Origin of the sequence: Dermacoccus nishinomiyaensis (assembly GCF_900447535.1) — a bacterium.
In the GTDB taxonomy this organism is placed as follows: Bacteria; Actinomycetota; Actinomycetes; order Actinomycetales; family Dermatophilaceae; genus Dermacoccus; species Dermacoccus nishinomiyaensis.
Map to the genome: position 1 here is coordinate 519,224 of NZ_UFXX01000001.1, position 19,950 is coordinate 539,173.

Consider the following 19,950-nt stretch of genomic DNA (forward strand, 5'->3'; position numbering starts at 1 on the left):
ACGGAACGACCGGGATCAGTCCTCGGCGTCCAGTTCGGCGAGAACCTCATCAGAGACCTGGCCGTTGGCAAAGACGTTCTGCACGTCGTCCGAGTCCTCGAGGGCCTCGATGACGCGGAACATCTTCTTCGCGCCGTCCTTGTCGAGCGGCACCTCCATCGACGGCACGAACGACGCCTCGGCCGAGTCGTAGTCGATGCCGGCGGCCTGCAGCGCCTCACGCACGCCGACGAAGTCACCCGCCTCGGACACGATCTCGAAAGATTCGCCGAGGTCGTTGACATCCTCCGCGCCCGCTTCGAGCACGATCTCGAGCAGCGCGTCCTCCGTCGTGTCGGGCTTGTCGCCCTGCGCCTTCGGGACGATGACGATGCCCTTGCGGTTGAACAGGTAGGCGACCGAACCGGAGTCCGCCATCGAGCCACCGTTCTTCTGCAACGCGGTGCGGACCTCGGCGACGGCGCGGTTCTTGTTGTCCGTCAGGCACTCGATGAGCAGCGCGACGCCACCGGGCGCGTAGCCCTCGTACGTGAGGGCCTGGTACTCGGCGCCACCGGCCTCGGCGCCCGAGCCGCGCTTGACGGCGCGGTCGATGTTGTCGTTGGGCACCGACGACTTCTTCGCCTTCTGGATGGCGTCGTACAGCGTCGGGTTGCCCGTCGGGTCACCGCCGCCGGAGCGGGCCGCGACCTCGATGTTCTTGATCAGCTTCGCGAACAGCTTGCCGCGCTTGGCGTCGATCGCAGCCTTCTTGTGCTTCGTCGTCGCCCACTTGGAGTGACCGCTCATGTCTGCCTCTCGGATGCTCGTGCTGCCGTGCTCGAACACGCCCGATGCGGGGCGCGGGGCGAACGCGACGGCAGATGGGCGCGCTCGCTCGGATCGCGGGCCAGTCTAGCGCCGTCGCGAGCCGCGGCCCCAGTCGTCATCCGAGAGCGTGCCCGACCATGCGCACGAACAGGGCATGGACGCGCACGTCGTTCGTCACCTCCGGGTGGAACGACGTGGCGAGCAGATTGCCCTGACGCACGGCGACGACGGCCTCACCGCCCGTCGGCAGCGCAACGCTGGAGAGCACCTCGACGCCGGCGTCGACCTCCTCGACCCAGGGCGCGCGGATGAACACCGCCCGCACCGGGCCGCCGTCCACGCCGTCGACGGTGACGTCCGCCTCGAACGAGGCGACCTGACGACCGAACGCGTTGCGCCGCACCGTGACGTCGAGCCCGCCGAGCGTCTGCTGACCCGCCGCCCCGTCGAGGATCCGATCGGCGAGCAGGATCATGCCGGCGCACGAGCCGTAGGCCGGCATCCCCGCGGCGATGCGTTCGCGCAGCGGTTCGAGGAGGTCTCCCTGAGCGATGAGGCGCATCATGACCGTCGACTCCCCGCCGGGGATGACGAGTGCGTCGACGTTCGCAAGATCCGCGGCACGACGAACGCGCACGGCATGCGCGCCGACGTCCTCCAGCATGCGGACGTGCTCGACGACGTCGCCCTGCACCGCGAGCACCCCGATGACGATCCGTGGCGTTGATTCCATGCCCGCGACCCTATGACACAGGCGTATCTGCTACCCGTGTGGCGCGCGCAGGGGCGGTGGCCCCATACTTTCCGGGTGAGTACTGAAGCGAGCGTGACGAGCGAGGGCGCGTCCACCCCCGAGTCGAACCCCGGCGGCCATGCCAAGAAGGGCATGGCCGCGCTCATGCTCGGCGCCCTGGGCGTCGTCTTCGGTGATATCGGCACCAGTCCGCTGTACTCGGTGCAGAGCGTCTTCAACGTCGACCACAACGCCGTCGTCGCCAACGAGAGCGACATCTACGGCGTCATCTCCTGGATGTTCTGGGCACTCACCATCATCGTGACGATCAAGTACGTCCTGTTCGTCCTGCGCGCCGACAACGACGGCGAGGGCGGCATCATGGCGCTCGCCGCGCTCGTGCGACAGGGCGTGCCCAAGGGCGGCAAACGCTGGGGCATCGTCATGATCCTCGGTGTCATCGGCGCGTCCCTGTTCTTCGGCGACAGCGTCATCACGCCGGCGATCTCCGTCATGTCGGCCATCGAAGGTCTCGAGACGGTGCATGAAGGGCTCACCGAGTACGTCGTCCCCATCGGCGCGATCGTCATCACAGCGCTGTTCTTCATCCAGCAGAAGGGCACGGACGCCGTCGGCAAGTTCTTCGGCCCCGTCATGATCGTCTGGTTCGTCACCCTCGCCGCGCTCGGCGTCAACCAGATCGTCCGCGACCCGGAGATCTTCCGAGCACTGCTGCCGACGTACGCGGGCAGCTTCGTCATCGGCCACCCCTTCATCGCGTTCGTCGCGGCCGGCTCGATCGTCCTGTGCGTGACGGGCGCCGAGGCACTGTACGCCGACATGGGCCACTTCGGTCGCGCGCCGATCACGCGCGCCTGGTTCGTGCTCGTCTTCCCCGCCCTCATCCTCAACTACATGGGGCAGGGCTCGCTCATCCTCAGCGACCCGAAGAACATCTCCAACCCGTTCTTCCTGCTCGCCCCCGAATGGGCCAAGCTCCCCCTCGTCATCCTCGCGACCGCGGCCACCGTCATCGCCTCGCAGGCCGTCATCTCCGGCGCGTTCTCCGTCGCCCGCCAAGCGGAGCGCTCCGGCTACCTGCCGCGCATGACGGTGCGTCACACCGGCGAGGAGGAAGAGGGCCAGATCTACATCCCCGGCGTCAACTGGGTGCTGTTCATCGGCGTCATAACGCTGCTGCTCGCGTTCCGCAGCTCCGAGAAACTCGCCGTCGCCTACGGCCTCGCCGTGACGGGCACGTTCCTCATGACGACGACACTGTTCCTCGTCTACGCGCAGAGCACGCTCAAGTGGCCCAAGTGGCGCCTGGTCCTCCTCGGCTTCTTCCTCTACCTGTTCGAGGGGATCTTCTTCACCGCGAACGTCGCGAAACTGTTCCACGGCGGTTGGCTGCCCGTCGTCATCGCCTGCGGCATCGGCCTGTCGATGCTGACGTGGCAGAAGGGCCGCGACATCGTCGCGCGCCGCCGCCACGACATCGAAGGCCCCCTCGACGACTTCGTGCGCTCCGCCCGCTGCGGTGACCTGCGCGAGGTCCCCGGCACCGCCGTGTTCCTCCACCCCGACCGGACGACGACGCCGCTCGCCATGCGTGAGAACGCCAACTTCAACCACGTCATCCACGAGAACGTCTTCATCGTCACGACGAAGAGCGCCAACGTGCCGCACATCGCACCGGAGGACACCGTCGTACTCGACCACCTCGGCAACGACTACGACCGCATCACCCACCTGACGCTGCGCTACGGCTTCCAGGACGACCAGGACGTGCCCGCCGCCCTGCGCATCGCCGCCGACCAAGGCGTCGACATCGACCCCGACACCGCCTACTACTTCGTCTCCGAGATCGGCCTCATCGACGCAGGCCGCCCCGGCATGTCGAAGCTCCGCAAACTGCTGTTCATGGCGATGAGCCACAACGCCGCCGTCCCCGCCGACTACTTCCGCCTCCCCAAGGAACGGACGGTGATGATGGGGGCTCAGATCCTTCTCTGATCCGCGAGCGGATCAGAGAAGGATCTGAGCCGTTCTCCCCGCGTGCTGTCGCACCGAATGAGCACGTGTCCGGGGCGAGCTTGCGAGCCCCGGACACGGCGAACCGGAAGACGAGCCGAGGAATTATCACCAGCCCCGTTCGGACAGGCGGTGGGGTTCGGGGATCTCGTCGACGTTGAGGCCGACCATGGCTTCGCCGAGGCCGCGGGAGACCTTGGCGAGGGTGTCGGGGTCGTCGTAGAAGGTGGTGGCCTTGACGATCGCTTCGGCGCGTTGGGCGGGGTTGCCGCTCTTGAAGATGCCGGAGCCGACGAAGACGCCTTCGGCGCCGAGCTGCATCATCATGGCTGCGTCGGCGGGCGTCGCGATGCCGCCTGCGGTGAACAGGACGACGGGCAGCTTGCCCTTCTCGGCGACCTCACGCACGAGGGCGTAGGGAGCCTGCATCTCCTTGGCCGCGACGTAGAGTTCGTCCTCGGCCATCGACGTCAGGCGGCGGATCTCGCCGCGGATCTTGCGCATGTGCGTCGTCGCGTTCGACACGTCGCCGGTGCCCGCTTCACCCTTGGAGCGGATCATCGCGGCGCCCTCGTTGATGCGTCGCAGCGCCTCACCGAGGTTGGTCGCGCCGCACACGAACGGCACGTCGAAGGCCCACTTGTCGATGTGGTTGGCGTAGTCGGCGGGCGAGAGCACCTCCGATTCGTCGATGTAGTCGACGCCGAGCGCCTGCAGCACCTGCGCTTCGACGAAGTGCCCGATGCGCGCCTTCGCCATGACGGGGATCGACACGGCCTCGATGATGCCGTCGATCATGTCGGGATCACTCATGCGCGAGACACCGCCCTGCGCGCGGATGTCCGCGGGCACACGTTCGAGGGCCATGACGGCGACGGCTCCTGCGTCCTCGGCGATCTTCGCCTGCTCGGGGGTGACGACGTCCATGATGACGCCGCCCTTGAGCATGTCGGCCATGCCGCGCTTGACGCGGTCGGTCGCCACGGCGGTGTTCTGTTCGGAGCCTGCAGAGCTCATGTGTTCGTCCCTCTTTCTGATGGGCGCCGCGGATGCGACGCGAGAGCCCACGCTAGCCCCGAGACGGGCATGAAGGAGACAGATGATCGTCGATGGCAGCTACCGGCCACGGCATGATGGGGCCGACGACGCCAGCCCGAACACGGCTGCTCCGGCAGAAATCAGCGCCACGCGTCGGTGCGACCGAGGCCGTGGACGCGGGTGGCAAACGTGACTTCTTCCGGCAGCTGCGTGCGTCCAGCCAGGTGCAACGCCCGGACGATCGCCTTGGCGCGTACGCGACGTACGTCGCGTACGGCCTCGTTGTGGAATCGGTAGGCGAGTTCGACGCGATCGCATGCGTCCGCGAGACGCTGACGGGCCCCGTCGTCACCCTCCGCGGGCGCGCTGCCTGGGACGTCAGGCACGGTGCTGATCGGGCGGCGCCCAGCTGCTTCCGCCCGCGACGCGGCGCCGTCCGTCGCCGACGCGTCACCCACGACGAGCGCAAGCGTCTGCGTCAGCGCCGTCTCGGCCTGCGCACGCTCGACCGGTACGCCGACCTGTTGCACGTCGTCCGTGATGAGGGCGCCGTCGGCGGCCTGCAGCGAATCGGCCGCCGACGAGGCGAGCAGCAGCGCGCTCGCCGGGTCGAGAGCGGTGGCCTGCGCGTACTCGGCCGCGGCCTCGGCGCGGCGCACGAGCTGCGCGTCGAGCGAGGCCAGCGACCCCTCGACGCGAGCGTGCAGCCGGTCGAGGCGCGCTGCGGTGTAGCTGAGATACCAGGCGAGCGCGAGCAACAGCGCGACGACGACGGCGACGTCGGCCCACACGCCGCTCATGATCGGCGTCCCGCCACCGCGGCGGCCGCGGCATGCGAACTGCGGACCGTCTCGTACGCGGAGATGACCTGCTGCCCGACGGCCGACCAATCGTAGAGCCGCGCGCGCTCTCTCCCGGCCCGGGACAGGGCGTCACGCGCACCGCGGTCAGCGAGCACCCCCGTCACCGCATGCGCCAGCGCCGCCGCGTCGCCGGTGTCGAAGAGGACGCCGCAGCGGCCGTCGTCGAGCACGCGCGCGAAGGCCTCCAGATCGCTGGCGACGACGGGGGCGCCGGCGCTCATCGCCTCGATGAGGATGATCCCGAAGCTCTCGCCACCGATGTTGGGCGCGACATACGCGTCGCACGACGCCAGCAACGACGCCTTCTCGGCGTCGCTGAGCAGCCCGAGGAACTCGACGTGACCCTCAGCCGAGGCGGGCACCTCCCGCCGCGCCGCGTCGACGTCACCCGGCCCCGCGACGAGGACGCGCACCCCGGGGTGCGCCCGGGCGATGAGCGGGACGGCGTCGAGCAGAACGCGCAGGCCCTTGCGCGGCTCCCCCATGCGTCCGAGAAAGGCGATCGTCGGGCGCTCGCCCCCATCCTGCCAGCGCGCCTCGGGGCGAGCCGTCGCGAACCGGTCGACGTAGACGCCGTTCGGCACGAGCGCGGCGTCACCGCCGAGATGGCGCGCGACGGTGTCCCGCGCGGCGCGCGAGACGGCGATGCGCCCGGTGATCTTCTCCAGCGCCGGGCGCAGGAACGGTTGGGCGAGCTGCAGCGCGCGCGAACGCTCGATCGAGGTGTGGAACGTCGCGACGAGCGGCCCGTCGTACGTGCGCAGCGCGAGCAGCGACACGCTCGGCGTCATCGGTTCGTGGACGTGCAGGACGTCGAAGTCGCCGCGCTCCACCCAGCGCGCCGTCCGGCTCGCCGCGACCGGACCGAACGCCAGGCGCGCGACGGAACCGTTGTAGCGGATGGGCATCGCTCCCCCGGCGCTCGTCACGTACGGCGCACCCGCGTCGTCACCGTCGCTCGGCGCGAGGACGCTGACCTCGTGCCCTTCTGCGAGCAGGTACGTCGCGAGGTCGCGCACGTGCAGCTGCACACCGCCGGGCACGTCGAACGAGTACGGGCTGACGAGGCCGATCCGCACCGCTCAGCCCCGGCGCGAGTCGAGGTCGCGGACGAACACGCGCTGCATCATGTGCCAGTCCTGCGTGTGCTCGCGGATGGCGCCACCGAGCGCGTCGGCGCACGCCTGGACGGCGGCCTGCACGTCGGCGCGGGCATCATCGGTGTGGGCGATGTCGACCGCCGCGTGGAAACGGATGTCGATGCCCCAGCCGCTGCCGCCGTCGCTCCGGCGGTAGGTGATCGTGATCGGCACGAGTGCCGCACCGGTGCGTCGGGCGATGACGGCGGGGCCGGCAGCGAGGCTGGCCGGCTCGCCGCACAGGTCGACGGTGACGCCGCGGCTCGTGAGGTCGCGATCCGACAGCAGCGGCGCGAACGCACCCGGTTCGCGCACGAGCGTCTCGACCTGGCCGAGGACGTTCTCGCCCTTGGTCAGGGGGATGATCGTCATGCCCAGCTCTTCGCGGAAGTGCAGGAACGCGCGGAAGAGAGCGTCGGGCTCGAGTCGCTCGGCGACCGTCGTCACGTGCGCGAGCTGTGACGCCGACCAGGCGCCCGCGAGATCCCAGTTGCCGAGGTGGCCGAGGTAGGCGACGACGCTGCGTCCATCGGCGAGCATGCTGCGGGTCGCCTCGAGTTCACCCGAGGTGGTCACCCGCTCGGCGATCTGCTCACGCGTCAGCGAAGGCAGTCGGAACGCCTCGCACCAGTAGCGCAGGTACGAGCGCACGCCGGCGGCGACGAGGGCGTCGAGGGCTGCGTCGTCGAGTTCGGGGCGCACGATCGCGTAGTTGGAGCGCATCCGCGCGACGCTCGCGCCGCCGCGGCGCGTCGTGACGTCCGCGATGGTGTCGAAGAGGCGGTGGGCGGCGCGCTCGGGCAGCGCCCGCACGCCCCACCAGGCGCCCTTGAACGCTGCGACGGTGACGGCGTCGCGGGCGCGCGTCGTCAACCCCTCGGCGGCCACGCGCTCAGCCCTCGAACGGCTTGGCGAGGGCCTGCCCCCGCACCATGAGCATGCGCTGCACGACCGTGATGAACGATGCGACCGCGAGCAGCGTGAGCACGACCGTCAGCACGATCTCGGGCAGGAACCAGCCGACGAGGCCGGTCGTGACGAGCACCGCGACGAGACGGTCGGCGCGCTCGGCGATGCCGACGTTCGCCTGCATGCCGAGACCCTCGGCCCGGGCCTTGGCGTAGGAGACGACCGAGCCGAGCACGAGGCACGCGAGCGCGAGGCACGCCATGAGGAAGTTGTCGCCCTTGCCCGCGTAGTACAGGACGAGGCCGCCGAAGATCGCGGCGTCACCGACGCGGTCGAGCGTCGAGTCGAGGTAGGCACCCCACGTCGACGAGCGGCCCGACAGGCGCGCCATGTTGCCGTCGAGCATGTCCGAGAAGACGAAGACGGTGATGAACAACGTGCCGACGAGGAAGTCGCCGCGCGGATAGAACCACAGTGCACCGAACGCGACACCGACGGTGCCCACGATCGTCACGACGTCGGGGCTGATGCCGAGACGCAGCAGGAGCTGGGCGATGGGCCGGAAGATGGCGGAGAAAAACGCGCGCGCGTACTTGTTGAGCATGGTGGTTCAACTGTAGCGGTTCGATATACCCGTTCGAGGCAGCGCACTGCCCGTGGTGCCCGGTGTCAGTCGTTCGGCCAGTTCGCGACGATGCGCTGACGGCTGTCCTCGAGCAGCACCGGCAGCGCCTTGGTGCGCCCGATGATTGGCATGAAGTTCATGTCGCCACCCCAGCGCGGCACGATGTGCTGATGCAGGTGCGCGGCGACGCCGGCACCTGCGACGTCACCCTGGTTCATCCCGAGGTTGAACCCGCCCGGGTTCGACGCGGCCTTGAGGGCACGCACCCCGGCCTTCGTCAGCTTCGTGAACTCCTCGGTCTCGTCGTCGGTGAGGTCGATGTACGAGGCGACGTGACGGTACGGGCACACGAGCAGGTGGCCCGGGTTGTACGGGAACAGGTTCATCACGACGAAACAGTGCTCACCACGGTGGACGATGAGGCCGTCGGCGTCGGTCTTCGTAGGCGACGCGCAGAACGGGCAGCCGTGGCCGGCGTCCTTTGTCGGACGCTCGCCCTCGATGTACGCCATGCGGTGCGGCGTCCACAGCCGCCCGAACCCGTCGGCCTCACCCGCGAAGGCGCCGGCTTGCTCGATGAGGATGTCGTCCTGCGAATCAGCGTTGAACTCGTCGACCATGGCCCGATCCTAGAGCCCCGCCTGCCTCGACGCAGCGGCCGCGGGTGGGCTCGCGCGCACCACGCACCCCCGGGTGAGCGGTCTCAGGCCGCCGCGATCTCGCGCAGACGCGCCGGGACAATGGTTCGATCGGCTTCGCCCGCGTGCGCGACGTCGCCGACACGGCCCGCCAACGTCCGCGCGACCTCGGCCGCGTCGCCGTCACCGACGACGGCGACGATGCTCGCCAGCCCGGCGAGGCCCGTGACGGCGTCCTCGAGGTCGAGCCAGTCGTCGTCATCGAGGCCGGCCGCCGCCCCCGGCCATGCGACCGAGGCGGCCATGACGCCGTCACGAGCCCACTGCTCGACAGCGTCGCGCGCGAGGGCGCCGTCAGCACCGAGGTGCAGGACGACGGCGTTCGCGACCGGTTTGGACGGGCAGGCGATGCAGCGCTCGCGCTGATCGAGCGCCCAGATGACGTCGTCGCTCATGACGCACGCTCCGCATCGCGGCGGGCGTCGAGGCCGAACGGCGCCACACGCTGCATGTGACGTTCGTCCGGCGGGCCGAAGCCGGCCCGTTCGTACAGCCTGCGGGCACGCGGACGGGCGTTGAGCATCATTCGCGCGACGTCGTGCGCGTCGGCCCAGGCGTCGACGATCCGCAGCATCCGCTCGGCCAGGCCCTGGCCGCGCGCCGACGGCGTGACGAAGACGACCGCGATGTAGAGCGACGGCTGCGCCGGCCGAGCCAGCGCCGGGGGCCGGTGCACGAGCGACGTCTGCACCATGCCGAGAGCCGTCCCGTCAGCACTCGAGGCGAGCCACGTCGGCAGATCGTCGTAGTGCGCGAGCCAGTGATCGGCATACTCGGTGATGAAGCCGGAGCGGTTGCTCTCCCCCGCCTCGAGGTCCATCTGCAGACGCAGCGCCGCGCAGGCGAACGCGTCTTCGCGGCGCGCGCGGACGATCGTCGGTGTCATGGCAACAGTCAAGCACGGCATGAGGGTCGTCGCCCGTAGGCGCGTCGCGTCAGCACGGGGCCGCGACCGGAATGTGAGACAGCATTCCCGCCTGATGACACCACCCGGCCTAGAGTGGCCGCAGGTCACGAGCGCCAGCGTCAAACCCCGGTTTGCTGGCCGGCAACCCTCCCACCGCGGCGGGGTGCTCCGGGTGACGACCTGGCCCGGCGCCGAGCGCGTCCGGGCAAGCGCGGAGGGATTCCCCTTCGGGCACCACACGTACGGTGCGCCGCCCGTGCGTCCACGCACTCCTCAAGAGGGACATCATCATGAGCTCCGAGAACTGGGCCTTCGAGACCAAGCAGATCCACGTCGGCCAGAACGTCGACGGCGACACCGGCGCCCGGGCGCTGCCGATCTACCAGACGACGTCGTTCGTCTTCGACTCCGCCGAGACCGCGGCCAACCGCTTCGGCCTGTCGGATCTCGGCCCCATCTACACGCGCATCGGCAACCCGACGGCGCAGGCGGTCGAAGACCGCATCGCCGCGCTGGAGGGCGGCGTCGGCGCGTTGCTGCTCGCGTCGGGTCAGGCGGCGACGACGTTCGCCATCCTCAACGTCGCTCAGGCCGGCGACCACATCGTCGCCTCGTCCGCGCTGTACGGCGGCACGTACAACCTGCTGAAGTACACGCTCAAGCGACTCGGCGTCGAGACGACGTTCATCGACAACATCAACGATCTCGACGAGTGGCGCGGCGCCATCCGCGACAACACGAAGCTGCTGTTCGGCGAGACGCTGAGCAACCCCGACCAGAAGGTGCTCGACGTGCGCGGCCTCGCCGACATCGCGCATGACGCCGGGGTGCCGCTGTTCGTCGACAACACCGTCGCGACGCCGTACCTGCTGCGCCCGATCGAGCATGGCGCGGACGTCGTCATCCACTCCGCGACGAAGTACCTCGGGGGGCACGGGACGTCGATCGCCGGCGTGCTCGTCGACGCCGGGACGTTCGACTACGCCGCCGACCCGGCGAAGTTCCCGCAGTTCAACGAGCCGTCGGAGAGCTACCACGGTCTCGTGTTCGCCCGCGACCTCGGCGTCGGATCGCCGCTCGGCGCGAACCTCGCCTTCATCCTCAAGGCGCGCGTCGAACTGCTGCGCGACCTCGGCGCGGCCGTCTCCCCGTTCAACGCGTTCCTCATCGCGCAAGGCCTCGAGACGTTGTCGCTGCGTGTGGAGCGACACGTGGAGAACGCGAAGAAGGTCGTCGAGTTCCTGAAGTCGCAGCCGCAGGTCGAGAAGTTGTTCTACGCCTCCGACCCGTCGAGCCCCTACAAGGAACTCGCCGACCGCTACCTGCCCGCCGGCTCCGGCGCCGTGCTGTCGTTCGAGATCGCCGGCGGCGTCGAGGCGGGCAAGAAGTTCGTCGACGCTCTCGAACTGCACTCGCACGTCGCGAACATCGGTGACGTCCGTTCCCTCGCCATCCATCCTGCGTCGACGACGCACTCCCAGGGCAGCGACGAGGACCGCCGCGGCGCCGGCGTGACGCCCGGACTCGTGCGGTTGAGCGTCGGCATCGAGAACTCCGCCGACATCATCGCCGACCTCGAGAAGGGCTTCGCTGCAGCGAAGTGACCGTGCGCTGAGGTGGGTCCCCGCGACGGGTGACGCAACCGGGTTCCCTACCCCGAGCGTGGTCACCCGGCCGTGTCGAACGCCGGCCCTCGGGTGCACATGCCAACACACGAGCGCGCCCCCGAACCGCGAGGTTCGGGGGCGCGCGTCGTCGTCGAGGCAGACGTCAGCCGGCCGTCGGGTCGGTGTTCTGACGTTCGGTGATGACGCGGGTGATCTCGGCGATCGCGTCGGCCACCGGCACGCCGTTCTTCTGCGACCCGTCGCGGAAACGGAACGAGACGGCGCCGTTGTCGCGGTCCTCTTCACCGGCGATCAGGATGAACGGCGCCTTCGACTTGGACGCGTTGCGGATCTTCTTCGGGAAGCGGTCGTCGCTCATGTCGACCTCGACACGCACGCCGGCTTCGCGCAGCTTCATCGCGACGTCCTGCAGGTAGTCGTAGTACTCCTCCGCGACGGGCACGGCGAGCACCTGAACCGGCGCGAGCCACGCCGGGAACGCGCCCGCGTAGTGCTCGACGAGCACGCCGAGGAAGCGTTCGATCGAGCCGAACTTCGCCGAGTGGACCATGACGGGCTGCTGACGCGAACCGTCCGCCGCCTGGTACTCGAGGCCGAAACGAGCGGGCTGGTTGAAGTCGTACTGGATCGTCGACATCTGCCAGGTACGGCCGATGGCGTCGCGCGCCTGCACGGAGATCTTCGGGCCGTAGAACGCGGCACCGCCCGGGTCCGGCACGAGCTCGAGGCCGGACTCGAGCGCGACGTCCGATAGCACCTTCGTCGCGATGTCCCACTGTTCGTCGGTGCCGATGAACTTGTCCTGCTTGTCGCCGTCGACGTCGCGCGTCGAGAGCTCGAGGTAGAAGTCGTTCATGCCGAAGTCGCGCAGTAGGCCGAGGATGAAGTCGAGCAGGTGCTTGATCTCTCCCGGCGCCTGTTCGGGCGTGACGTAGCTGTGCGAGTCGTCCTGGGTGATCATGCGCACGCGCGTCAGACCGGAGAGCACGCCCGACTTCTCGTCGCGGTACACCGTGCCGAACTCGAAGAAGCGCAGCGGCAGCTCACGGTAGGAGCGCCCACGCGAACGGAAGATCTCGTTGTGCATCGGGCAGTTCATCGCCTTGAGGCGGTAGTTCTGCCCGTCGACGTCGAGGGGCGGGAACATCCCGTCCGCGTAGTACGGCAGGTGACCCGAGGTGTAGAAGAGGTCTTCCTTCGCGATGTGCGGCGTGCCGACGTAGGAGAAGCCCTCCTCGATGTGACGGCGGCGGACGTAGTCCTCCATCTCACGCTTGATGATGCCGCCCTTGGGGTGGAACACGGGCAGGCCGGGGCCGATGTTCTCGGGGAAGCTGAACAGGTCGAGCTCGGCGCCGAGCTTGCGGTGGTCGCGCTTCTCGGCCTCGGCGAGGCGCTCGAGGTAGGCCTTCAGCTCGTCCTTCGTCGGCCACGCAGTGCCGTAGATGCGCTGCAGCTGCGGGTTCTTCTCGCTGCCGCGCCAGTACGCGGCGGCCGAACGCATGAGCTTGAACGCGTTGCCGAGCACCTTCGTCGACGGCACGTGCGGGCCGCGGCACAGGTCGCCCCAGGCGACGGTGCCGTCGCGGCGGACGTTGTCGTAGATCGTCAGCTCACCGCCACCGACCTCGGCCTCCGCGCCCTCGGCCGCATTCGCAGCGTTGCCCTTGAGGCCGATGAGCTCGCACTTGTAGGGCTCGTGCGCGAGTTCTTCGAGGCCCTCGGCGTCGGTGATGACGCGGCGGTTGAACGTCTGGCCCTCGTTGACGATCCTTTGCATCGCCTTCTCGAGCTTCTTGAGGTCGTCGGGCGTGAACGCCTCGGCGACGTCGAAGTCGTAGTAGAAACCGTCGGTGACGGGCGGGCCGATGCCGAGCTTCGCGCTCGGGTTGATCTGCTGCACCGCCTGCGCGAGCACGTGGGCCGCGGAGTGACGCAGGACGGCGAGGCCCTCCGGGTCCTGAGCGGTGACGGGCTCGACGGACGCGCCGTCCGGGATCTCGCGGAACAGGTCGCGCAGTTCACCGTCGATGCGCATGACGAGGACGGCCTTGTCGCCGCCGAACAGGTCCGTGCCCGTCGTGCCCTGCTCGACCTCGCGTGGTTCGCCGTTGACGGTCAGGGTGATGTTCTCGGACACGGCTGTGCTCCTTGTTCGTGACGTGCAGACTCGGCCGCACACGTACGAATGGCACGGCCCGTGCGGCCAAGGCTACCGGGTGCCCCCGACCACCCCACGCCGAGCCGCCGGCACCACCCAGGCGTGACGTTGGTCGCCCGCGGTGATGCGAGGCGGCCGTTGCTGAGGATCTCCTACGAATGTGGACGTAGATCGCCGATGTGGACGAAAATCGCAGGTGGGTCAGGGGCCCGTACTCATCTGCGATTTGCGTCCACATTCGCGATTCCTCTACACCTCGGCGAGCGGCGTCCACAGTCGCGAGGTTCGGCCGCCATTACCAACCTGGGTGACGGTCGTCGACGGCGCCGTGTCCAGCCGACGACCACATTGCCGTCCGGACGCGACGAGGCCGCCCACCATCCAGTGGGCGGCCTCCTCGATCGCGCCGAGCGTGCAACCTTCCTCGACCGATGCCGATGTCTTGGTCGATCGGCGCCGACGTCTCGGCAGGTCAGTCGGTGCCGAACTCCATCGCCGCTTCGTCGAGTGCGAGAGCGTCGGCGTCGACGTTCGGGTTCGACGCGATCTGCTGCGCGCCACCGGGCTCGAGCTGGCCGACGAGGTCGGTCTGCGCCTTGCCCAGCCCGCCGCGTGCGGCGTAGAACTCGAGCTTGCCACGCGTGTCGGCGATGTCGAGGTTGCGCATCGTCAGCTGCCCGATGCGGTCGACGGGGCCGAATGCGGCGTTCTCGGTGCGCTCCATGGACAGCTTGTCGGGGTGGTAGGAGAAGTTGTCGCCCTGGGTGTCGACGATCGAGTAATCCTCGCCGCGACGAAGGCGCAGCGTCACCTCACCCGTGACGGCGGACGCCACCCAACGCAGCAGACCCTCGCGGATCATGAGCGACTGCGGGTCGAACCAGCGTCCTTCGTACAGCAGCCGCCCGAGGCGCCGTCCGTCGTTGTGGTACGCGGCGATGGTGTCCTCGTTGTGGACGGCGTTAAGCAGCCGTTCGTAGGCGATGAACAGCAGCGCCATGCCGGGCGCCTCGTAGATGCCGCGCGACTTGGCCTCGATGATGCGGTTCTCGATCTGGTCGCTCATGCCGAGCCCATGGCGTCCGCCGACGGCGTTGGCCTCCTGGAACAGGGCGACGACGTCGCCGCCGAAGTCGTCACCGTTGATCGCGACGGGCAGCCCCGATTCGAAGCGGATGACGACGTCCTCGGTGTCGATCTTCACCGCGTCGTCCCAGTACGCGACACCCATGATCGGCTTGACGATCTCCATCGACTCGTCGAGGTGCTCGAGCGTCTTTGCCTCGTGCGTCGCGCCGAGGATGTTGGCGTCCGTCGAGTAGGCCTTCTCGGCCGAGTCGCGGTAGGGCAGATCGTGCGCCGTCAGCCATTCGGACATCTCCTGGCGCCCACCCAGTTCGCTGACGAAGTCGGCGTCGAGCCACGGCTTGTAGATGCGCAGGCCCGGGTTGGCGAGCAGACCGTAGCGGTAGAAACGCTCGATGTCATTGCCCTTGAACGTCGAGCCGTCGCCCCAGATCGACACACCGTCGGCCTGCATGGCGCGCACGAGCAGCGTGCCGGTGACGGCGCGACCCAGCGGCGTCGTGTTGAAGTACGTGCGCCCGCCGGAGCGGATGTGGAACGCGCCGCACGCAATGGCGGCGAGACCCTCCTCGACGAGCGCCTTCTTGCAGTCGACGAGACGCGACAGTTCGGCGCCGTACTGGCCGGCACGGCCCGGGATGCCTTCGATGTCGTCCTCGTCGTACTGGCCGAGGTCGGCGGTGTAGGTGCAGGGGACGGCGCCCTTGTCGCGCATCCAGGCGACGGCCACGGAGGTGTCGAGGCCACCGGAGAAGGCGATGCCGACGCGTTCGCCGACGGGCAGGGAAGTCAAGACCTTGGACATGCCTTCAGAATACCCCGACTGAGTAGTTATGCCAAAACAGTGCATAACTACTCAGTCGGCAGGCCTGGGGAGGCGGGACGACGCGCCGGCGCCCCGCAGCGCGAGCCTGGCACCCACGTGTGCACCGACCCGACTACCCGACCTAGGCGCGCCATCGATCGCTCAGCCGCCGATGGCGCTCATCGGCCGCGGCGGCTGGAGGAATCCGGGTTCGTCGATGCCGTGGCCGGGTTGCTTGCCGGCGAGGCAGGCTCGGATGCGGGCGCGGACATCGGCGTCCGCGCCACCGCTGCGCAGCACCGAGCGCACGTCGGTCTCGCCGCGCGCGAACAGGCACGAGCGCAGCTGTCCGTCGGAGGTGAGCCGCAGCCGGTCGCACGCGCCGCAGAACGGCATCGTCACGCTCGCAATGATGCCGACGCGGCCCGGGCCTCCGTCGACCTCGTACAGCTCGGCCGGGGCGGCGCCGCGTCCGGGCAGCGCGTCCAGTGAGTGCGTGCGACGCAGCAGGGCGAGCGTCTCGGCAGCCGTCACCATCTCGGCGCGGTTCCACACGTGCCCGCCGTCGAGCGGCATCTGTTCGATGAAACGCAGTTCGTGCCCCTCAGCGAGGGCCCAGTCGAGCAGTGCAGGCGCCTCGTCGTCGTTGACACCGCGCAGCAGCACCGTGTTGATCTTGATCGGCGCGAAACCGGCGCAGCGCGCCGCGTCGAGACCGGTCATGACGTCGTCGAGTCGATCCCGACGGGTCATGGTCGCGAAACGCGAGGGCGAGAGCGTGTCGAGGCTGACGTTGAGTCGCGCCAGGCCCGCGTCGCGCAACGGTTTCGCCAACTGCGCGAGCCGAACGGCGTTCGTCGTCATCGACAACTCGGGGCGCCCGCCCGGCCCCTCGAGTGCCGCCAGGCGTTCGACGAGGTCGACGATGTCGGGGCGCAGCAGCGGTTCGCCGCCCGTGAGGCGGATCTCGTCGATGCCGGCCTCGACGGCGATGCGAGCCACCGTGACGATCTCGTCGCTCGCCAACAACGAGTCGCGCGGCGCGAGCGGCACACCCTCGGCAGGCATGCAGTAGGTGCAACGCAGATTGCACTTGTCGGTCAGCGAGATGCGCAGGTCACGATGCACCCGCCCGAACGAGTCGACGAGCGGACCGTCATCCGAAACGCCTGCAGCGGTGGAGAGTTCGCCGCGCAGGGCACGGCGCACGCGGGGTGTCGGCAGGTCGATCATGACGGCAGCCCGGACCACACCGCGCTGCCGTCGCGCAGGTGTTGCTGCTTCCACAGCGGGACGTCGTGCTTGATGCGGTCGACCAGTTCGCCGCACACCGTGAACGCCAGGGCACGATGCGGCGAGCTGACGGCGGCGACGATGGCGCTCTCCCCCACCGCGACGCGTCCGATGCGGTGGCTGACGGCCACGCGTGTCTCACCGTACGGATCCAGCTGCGTGACGACGGCCTCCGCCACCTCGCGCAACGTCGCCGCGGCGCTCGGGTGCGCGGTGTAATCGAGCGCGACGACCTCGCCGTCAGCCTCCGGGTCGTGGTTGCGCACCGTCCCGACGAACGTCACGCACGCGCCCTGACGTGCGTCGTCGACGGCGCGCACGTGGGCGTCGACGTCGAGGGGCGAGTCGGTGACGGCGGCGAGCAGGACGGGCATGGGCGCTCCTTCCATCGGCGGCCCAGCGGTGTCCGCGGGACGCAAAAAACGCGGAATCCGATGATTCCGCGTCCTGATGGTGGATGTAAAGGGACTCGAACCCCTGACCTCTCGCGTGTGAAGCGAACGCTCTAACCAACTGAGCTATACATCCGTGTGGTGCGCGGGAAACACTAGCCCACGGCGTCGATGAACACCAAACGGGCCGGCGCGTCAGCCGCCGAGCCCCGGCACGTCGTCGAGCCAGTTCTCGGCGAAGTCCGGCAACCATCCCGGCACCCCGGACACCGCGAACATCGCCCAGAAGATCGCGACGACGAGCGCGAACGTCGCGAGACCGGCCAGCGCCTGCGCCCACCAGCCCTTGCGTTCGAGCCAGTCCCACCACGCTTGCACCTTCGCGCGTACCCAGCCGAGCAGCCGCTGCGCGCGCTCGAACTCGCTCGCCCAGATGCCGAGGCCGAGGAAGATGACGAGCCAGCCCGGCCCCGGAAACGGCAGCAGCACGATGCCCACGATGACGACGATTGCGCCGAGCACACCGACGCCGATGCGGTACAGTCGCGCGCTCTTCGGGTTGGCGCGGATGCGTCGACGCCACTCCCAGTCGTGCTCCTCGCCCTGCCCGGGCTCTCGAGAATCGCGGGAATCAGCGTCGCGGGCGGAGGTCGTCGAGCTCATGACAGCCAAGCCTAACGGGGGCGCCTGAGCCGACCATTCCAACGCCGCGCGCGGGAGACTTCACGGCCGGGCGTGAACCGACGTCAACCCACATCAACCGCCACGACATCGCGCCGCCCCGTGTCGAGGGAACCCCACGCCGAGGCAGACCCGACGGGAACCCGCCGTCAGCCGAGCAGCTCACCCTGACGCTCGGCGAAGATCGCCGCGATGCGCGAGGTCATGGGTCCGGGGGTGCCCTCGTCGCACAGCGCCCGGTCGTTCATGGCGTGCACGCCCTGCACGTCGCGTGTCGAGGAGGTGACGAACGCCTCGTCGCATTCGTCGAGCACGTCGAAGCTCAGGTGTTCCTCGGCGATCTCGACGCCGGCCTCGCGCGCCCACTCGATCGTCAGCGCGCGCGTGATGCCGGCGAGCGGGCCGTCCTCGAGCGGCGGCGTGACGACGCGCTCACCGAGCACGACGAAGATGTTCGACCCGGTGCCCTCGCACAGGTTGCCGAGCGTGTTCGAGAAGATCGCCTCGCTCGCGCCGGCCTCCTTGGCCGCGGCGAGCGCGACGACGTTCTCCGCGTACGACGTCGTCTTCAACCCGGCGACGGCCGAGTTCTCGTTGCGCGTCCAGCGCACCGTCGCGACCTTCGTCGTCGGCGCGGGTCGCGGCACGGCGCCCGCCGTCACGATGTACGTCTGCGGGGCGTCGCCGCGATCCGAACCGAGTGGGCCGACGCCGCCGGTCACGGTGTAGCGCAGGCGCCCGAAGTCGATGTGCTCACCCTCGAGCACGGCCTTGACGCCCTCGTCGATGCGGTCGCGATCGAGCTTCGGCAGGCCGAGGCCGGCGAGGCTGCGATCCATCCGATCATGATGACGCGACAACGCGAACACGCGGCCGCCGTCGATCTTGGCGGTCTCGAACACGCCGTCGCCGACGGTGATGCCGTGGTCGATCGGTGAGATGGCCGCGCCCTCGTCGACGCGGCGACCGTCGACCCAGATCCGGATGCTCATGGTGTCTCCTCCAGTGCCGCGCCCCGCGCAATGGCGAGCAGGCGATGTGCCTTCAGTTCGGTCTCATCCCATTCTGCCGTAGGCACCGAATCCCACGTGATCCCGGCGCCCACCCCGAAGTGGGTCGACGGAGACGATATCCCGTGCCCGTTCGCGGCCGCAGCCCCACCCCCGGCGAGTTTCTGCCAGAACGTACGGATGCCGACGGCCAGCTCCGCGGCGCCCCGATCGGCGTCGATCCACCCGATGGCGCCGCAGTACGGCCCGCGCGCCCCCACCTCGAGTGATTCGATGACGTCGAGAGCCCGCCGTTTCGGGGTGCCCGACACCGAGCCGGGCGGCCCCGTCGCGCTGAGCAGCCGCGCCCACGTCACGCCGTCACAGACCTCGCCCCACACCGTCGAGACGAGGTGGACGAGGCCGGGGTGCTGTTGCATCTCGAGCAGCGGATCGACGCGCACCGAGCCGGGCACACAGACACGTTGCAGGTCGTTGCGCACGAGGTCGGTGATCATGACGTTCTCCGTCACGTCCTTCGCGAGCATCGTCTCCGGACACGTCGACGTGCCCTTGATCGGCGCGGAACTGATGACGGCGCCCTCGCGCGCGAGGTACATCTCCGGCGAGGCACTGACGATCTGCGGCAGGCCCGCGATGTCGATACGCGCGGCGTGACGCGCCGGGTTGTGGGCGAGCACGCCGTGGAACAGGACGTCGAGGTCGAGCGCGGCGTCCGTCGTCAGCGTCCGACAGAGGTTGACCTGGTACACGTCGCCTGCCGCGATGTGCTCGCGGATCCGTTCGACGCCGTCGCAGTAGGCGTCGCGCGACAGCGACGATCGCCATTCGACGTGACATTCCGCGGGCCTTGACGGCGGCTCGGCCAGGGCCGCACTCCCCCGCCACGGCTGCGTCGGGTGCCACACCACCGATCGCATGCGCGCGGCCAACAGCTCGCCCTCGAACGTCTGCACGACGACGTGGAAACCGTGCTCGAGATCGTCGGGATCCGACGTCACCGCCTCGACGTCCCACGCCGTGACGTCGCGAAAGAGCGCACGATCCGTGCTGGCGGCGAGAGCGTCGATCACGAGAGGCCACAGTAGTCCGGCCGCGTCCCGCGCAGGCGGATGCGCCGCAGCGGATGAGCCCGGCC

Annotated in this window: 19 protein-coding genes, 1 tRNA gene and 1 riboswitch; of the genes, 2 read left to right on the top strand and 18 right to left on the bottom strand. The window is 69.1% G+C overall.

Translation table 11 applies throughout. The annotated features are described in order from the left end of the window. Positions 1-15: 15 nt before the first annotated feature. Complete coding sequence (locus DYE07_RS02565) at positions 16-789, bottom strand: YebC/PmpR family DNA-binding transcriptional regulator (RefSeq protein ID WP_038570805.1); 774 nt, start codon at positions 787-789, stop codon at positions 16-18. Positions 790-925: 136 nt separating this feature from the next. Further along, positions 926-1,543, bottom strand: coding sequence for a pyridoxal 5'-phosphate synthase glutaminase subunit PdxT (pdxT, locus tag DYE07_RS02570; protein ID WP_115296271.1), 618 nt, complete (start codon positions 1,541-1,543; stop codon positions 926-928). A 75-nt stretch (positions 1,544-1,618) separates the two neighbouring features. On the opposite strand from pdxT, the gene DYE07_RS02575 reads away from it, so the two are divergent. Then, the gene (locus DYE07_RS02575) at positions 1,619-3,559 is read left to right on the top strand and encodes a potassium transporter Kup (protein WP_237723722.1); all 1,941 of its coding nucleotides are present in this window, start codon (positions 1,619-1,621) and stop codon (positions 3,557-3,559) included. Positions 3,560-3,685: 126 nt separating this feature from the next. Here DYE07_RS02575 and pdxS read toward each other — a convergent pair whose 3' ends face one another. The 8 genes from pdxS to DYE07_RS02610 all read right to left on the bottom strand — a co-directional run bounded on the left by pdxS (position 3,686) and on the right by DYE07_RS02610 (position 9,735). Beyond that, positions 3,686-4,594, bottom strand: coding sequence for a pyridoxal 5'-phosphate synthase lyase subunit PdxS (gene pdxS, locus DYE07_RS02580; RefSeq protein ID WP_006946845.1), 909 nt, complete (start codon positions 4,592-4,594; stop codon positions 3,686-3,688). Positions 4,595-4,755: 161 nt separating this feature from the next. Next, complete coding sequence (locus tag DYE07_RS02585) at positions 4,756-5,415, bottom strand: hypothetical protein (protein WP_062257619.1); 660 nt, start codon at positions 5,413-5,415, stop codon at positions 4,756-4,758. Next, positions 5,412-6,557: a glycosyltransferase family 4 protein gene (locus tag DYE07_RS02590; RefSeq protein ID WP_115296273.1), complete on the bottom strand. Its 1,146-nt coding sequence runs from the start codon at positions 6,555-6,557 to the stop codon at positions 5,412-5,414. Before DYE07_RS02590 ends, DYE07_RS02585 begins: the two co-directional genes overlap by 4 nt. Before the next feature lie 3 nt (positions 6,558-6,560). Beyond that, positions 6,561-7,505, bottom strand: coding sequence for a phosphatidylinositol mannoside acyltransferase (locus tag DYE07_RS02595; RefSeq protein ID WP_115296274.1), 945 nt, complete (start codon positions 7,503-7,505; stop codon positions 6,561-6,563). A gap of 4 nt (positions 7,506-7,509) precedes the next feature. Further along, positions 7,510-8,130, bottom strand: coding sequence for a phosphatidylinositol phosphate synthase (gene pgsA, locus DYE07_RS02600; RefSeq protein WP_074045394.1), 621 nt, complete (start codon positions 8,128-8,130; stop codon positions 7,510-7,512). A 65-nt stretch (positions 8,131-8,195) separates the two neighbouring features. Then, the gene (locus DYE07_RS02605) at positions 8,196-8,771 is read right to left on the bottom strand and encodes an HIT family protein (protein WP_115296275.1); all 576 of its coding nucleotides are present in this window, start codon (positions 8,769-8,771) and stop codon (positions 8,196-8,198) included. A gap of 83 nt (positions 8,772-8,854) precedes the next feature. Next, positions 8,855-9,244, bottom strand: a complete 390-nt coding sequence (locus DYE07_RS14635) for a hypothetical protein (protein ID WP_172462933.1) — start codon at positions 9,242-9,244, stop codon at positions 8,855-8,857. Beyond that, positions 9,241-9,735: a GNAT family N-acetyltransferase gene (locus DYE07_RS02610; protein ID WP_006944541.1), complete on the bottom strand. Its 495-nt coding sequence runs from the start codon at positions 9,733-9,735 to the stop codon at positions 9,241-9,243. The genes DYE07_RS14635 and DYE07_RS02610 overlap by 4 nt, the downstream gene beginning before the upstream one ends. 123 nt (positions 9,736-9,858) lie before the next feature. After that, positions 9,859-9,974: riboswitch (SAM riboswitch) on the top strand. A gap of 72 nt (positions 9,975-10,046) precedes the next feature. Here DYE07_RS02610 and DYE07_RS02615 point away from each other — a divergent pair. Beyond that, positions 10,047-11,360 (top strand): bifunctional o-acetylhomoserine/o-acetylserine sulfhydrylase, encoded by a 1,314-nt coding sequence (locus tag DYE07_RS02615; protein ID WP_006944529.1) that lies wholly within the window; start codon positions 10,047-10,049, stop codon positions 11,358-11,360. A gap of 166 nt (positions 11,361-11,526) precedes the next feature. Here DYE07_RS02615 and thrS read toward each other — a convergent pair whose 3' ends face one another. The 8 genes from thrS to DYE07_RS02655 form a co-directional block, all read right to left on the bottom strand. Next, on the bottom strand, positions 11,527-13,524 hold the full coding sequence (gene thrS, locus DYE07_RS02620) for a threonine--tRNA ligase (RefSeq protein ID WP_074045395.1): 1,998 nt from the start codon (positions 13,522-13,524) through the stop codon (positions 11,527-11,529). A 493-nt stretch (positions 13,525-14,017) separates the two neighbouring features. Next, on the bottom strand, positions 14,018-15,436 hold the full coding sequence (gene argG / locus DYE07_RS02625) for an argininosuccinate synthase (RefSeq protein ID WP_006944507.1): 1,419 nt from the start codon (positions 15,434-15,436) through the stop codon (positions 14,018-14,020). Positions 15,437-15,598: 162 nt separating this feature from the next. Next, positions 15,599-16,669, bottom strand: coding sequence for a GTP 3',8-cyclase MoaA (gene moaA / locus DYE07_RS02630; protein ID WP_237723721.1), 1,071 nt, complete (start codon positions 16,667-16,669; stop codon positions 15,599-15,601). Further along, on the bottom strand, positions 16,666-17,103 hold the full coding sequence (locus DYE07_RS02635; RefSeq protein ID WP_006944537.1) for a molybdenum cofactor biosynthesis protein MoaE: 438 nt from the start codon (positions 17,101-17,103) through the stop codon (positions 16,666-16,668). The genes moaA and DYE07_RS02635 overlap by 4 nt, the downstream gene beginning before the upstream one ends. 77 nt (positions 17,104-17,180) lie before the next feature. After that, positions 17,181-17,257 (bottom strand) — tRNA-Val (locus tag DYE07_RS02640). Positions 17,258-17,316: 59 nt separating this feature from the next. Beyond that, the gene (locus DYE07_RS02645; protein WP_115296277.1) at positions 17,317-17,784 is read right to left on the bottom strand and encodes a TIGR02611 family protein; all 468 of its coding nucleotides are present in this window, start codon (positions 17,782-17,784) and stop codon (positions 17,317-17,319) included. A gap of 167 nt (positions 17,785-17,951) precedes the next feature. Continuing rightward, the gene (locus tag DYE07_RS02650) at positions 17,952-18,794 is read right to left on the bottom strand and encodes an aminotransferase class IV (protein WP_006944510.1); all 843 of its coding nucleotides are present in this window, start codon (positions 18,792-18,794) and stop codon (positions 17,952-17,954) included. Beyond that, on the bottom strand, positions 18,791-19,885 hold the full coding sequence (locus tag DYE07_RS02655; RefSeq protein WP_082740707.1) for a chorismate-binding protein: 1,095 nt from the start codon (positions 19,883-19,885) through the stop codon (positions 18,791-18,793). Before DYE07_RS02655 ends, DYE07_RS02650 begins: the two co-directional genes overlap by 4 nt. Positions 19,886-19,950 lie beyond the last annotated feature (65 nt).

Excerpts from the sequence above, each read along its gene's own strand:
- DYE07_RS02565 (WP_038570805.1), bottom strand. The coding sequence starts at position 789 with ATGAGCGGTCACTCCAAGTGGGCGACGACGAAGCACAAGAAGGCTGCG.
- pdxT (WP_115296271.1), bottom strand. The coding sequence starts at position 1,543 with ATGGAATCAACGCCACGGATCGTCATCGGGGTGCTCGCGGTGCAGGGC.
- pdxS (WP_006946845.1), bottom strand. The coding sequence starts at position 4,594 with ATGAGCTCTGCAGGCTCCGAACAGAACACCGCCGTGGCGACCGACCGC.
- DYE07_RS02585 (WP_062257619.1), bottom strand. The coding sequence starts at position 5,415 with ATGAGCGGCGTGTGGGCCGACGTCGCCGTCGTCGTCGCGCTGTTGCTC.
- pgsA (WP_074045394.1), bottom strand. The coding sequence starts at position 8,130 with ATGCTCAACAAGTACGCGCGCGCGTTTTTCTCCGCCATCTTCCGGCCC.
- DYE07_RS02605 (WP_115296275.1), bottom strand. The coding sequence starts at position 8,771 with ATGGTCGACGAGTTCAACGCTGATTCGCAGGACGACATCCTCATCGAG.
- DYE07_RS14635 (WP_172462933.1), bottom strand. The coding sequence starts at position 9,244 with ATGAGCGACGACGTCATCTGGGCGCTCGATCAGCGCGAGCGCTGCATC.
- DYE07_RS02610 (WP_006944541.1), bottom strand. The coding sequence starts at position 9,735 with ATGACACCGACGATCGTCCGCGCGCGCCGCGAAGACGCGTTCGCCTGC.
- DYE07_RS02615 (WP_006944529.1), top strand. The coding sequence starts at position 10,047 with ATGAGCTCCGAGAACTGGGCCTTCGAGACCAAGCAGATCCACGTCGGC.
- argG (WP_006944507.1), bottom strand. The coding sequence starts at position 15,436 with ATGTCCAAGGTCTTGACTTCCCTGCCCGTCGGCGAACGCGTCGGCATC.
- moaA (WP_237723721.1), bottom strand. The coding sequence starts at position 16,669 with ATGATCGACCTGCCGACACCCCGCGTGCGCCGTGCCCTGCGCGGCGAA.
- DYE07_RS02635 (WP_006944537.1), bottom strand. The coding sequence starts at position 17,103 with ATGCCCGTCCTGCTCGCCGCCGTCACCGACTCGCCCCTCGACGTCGAC.
- DYE07_RS02645 (WP_115296277.1), bottom strand. The coding sequence starts at position 17,784 with ATGAGCTCGACGACCTCCGCCCGCGACGCTGATTCCCGCGATTCTCGA.
- DYE07_RS02650 (WP_006944510.1), bottom strand. The coding sequence starts at position 18,794 with ATGAGCATCCGGATCTGGGTCGACGGTCGCCGCGTCGACGAGGGCGCG.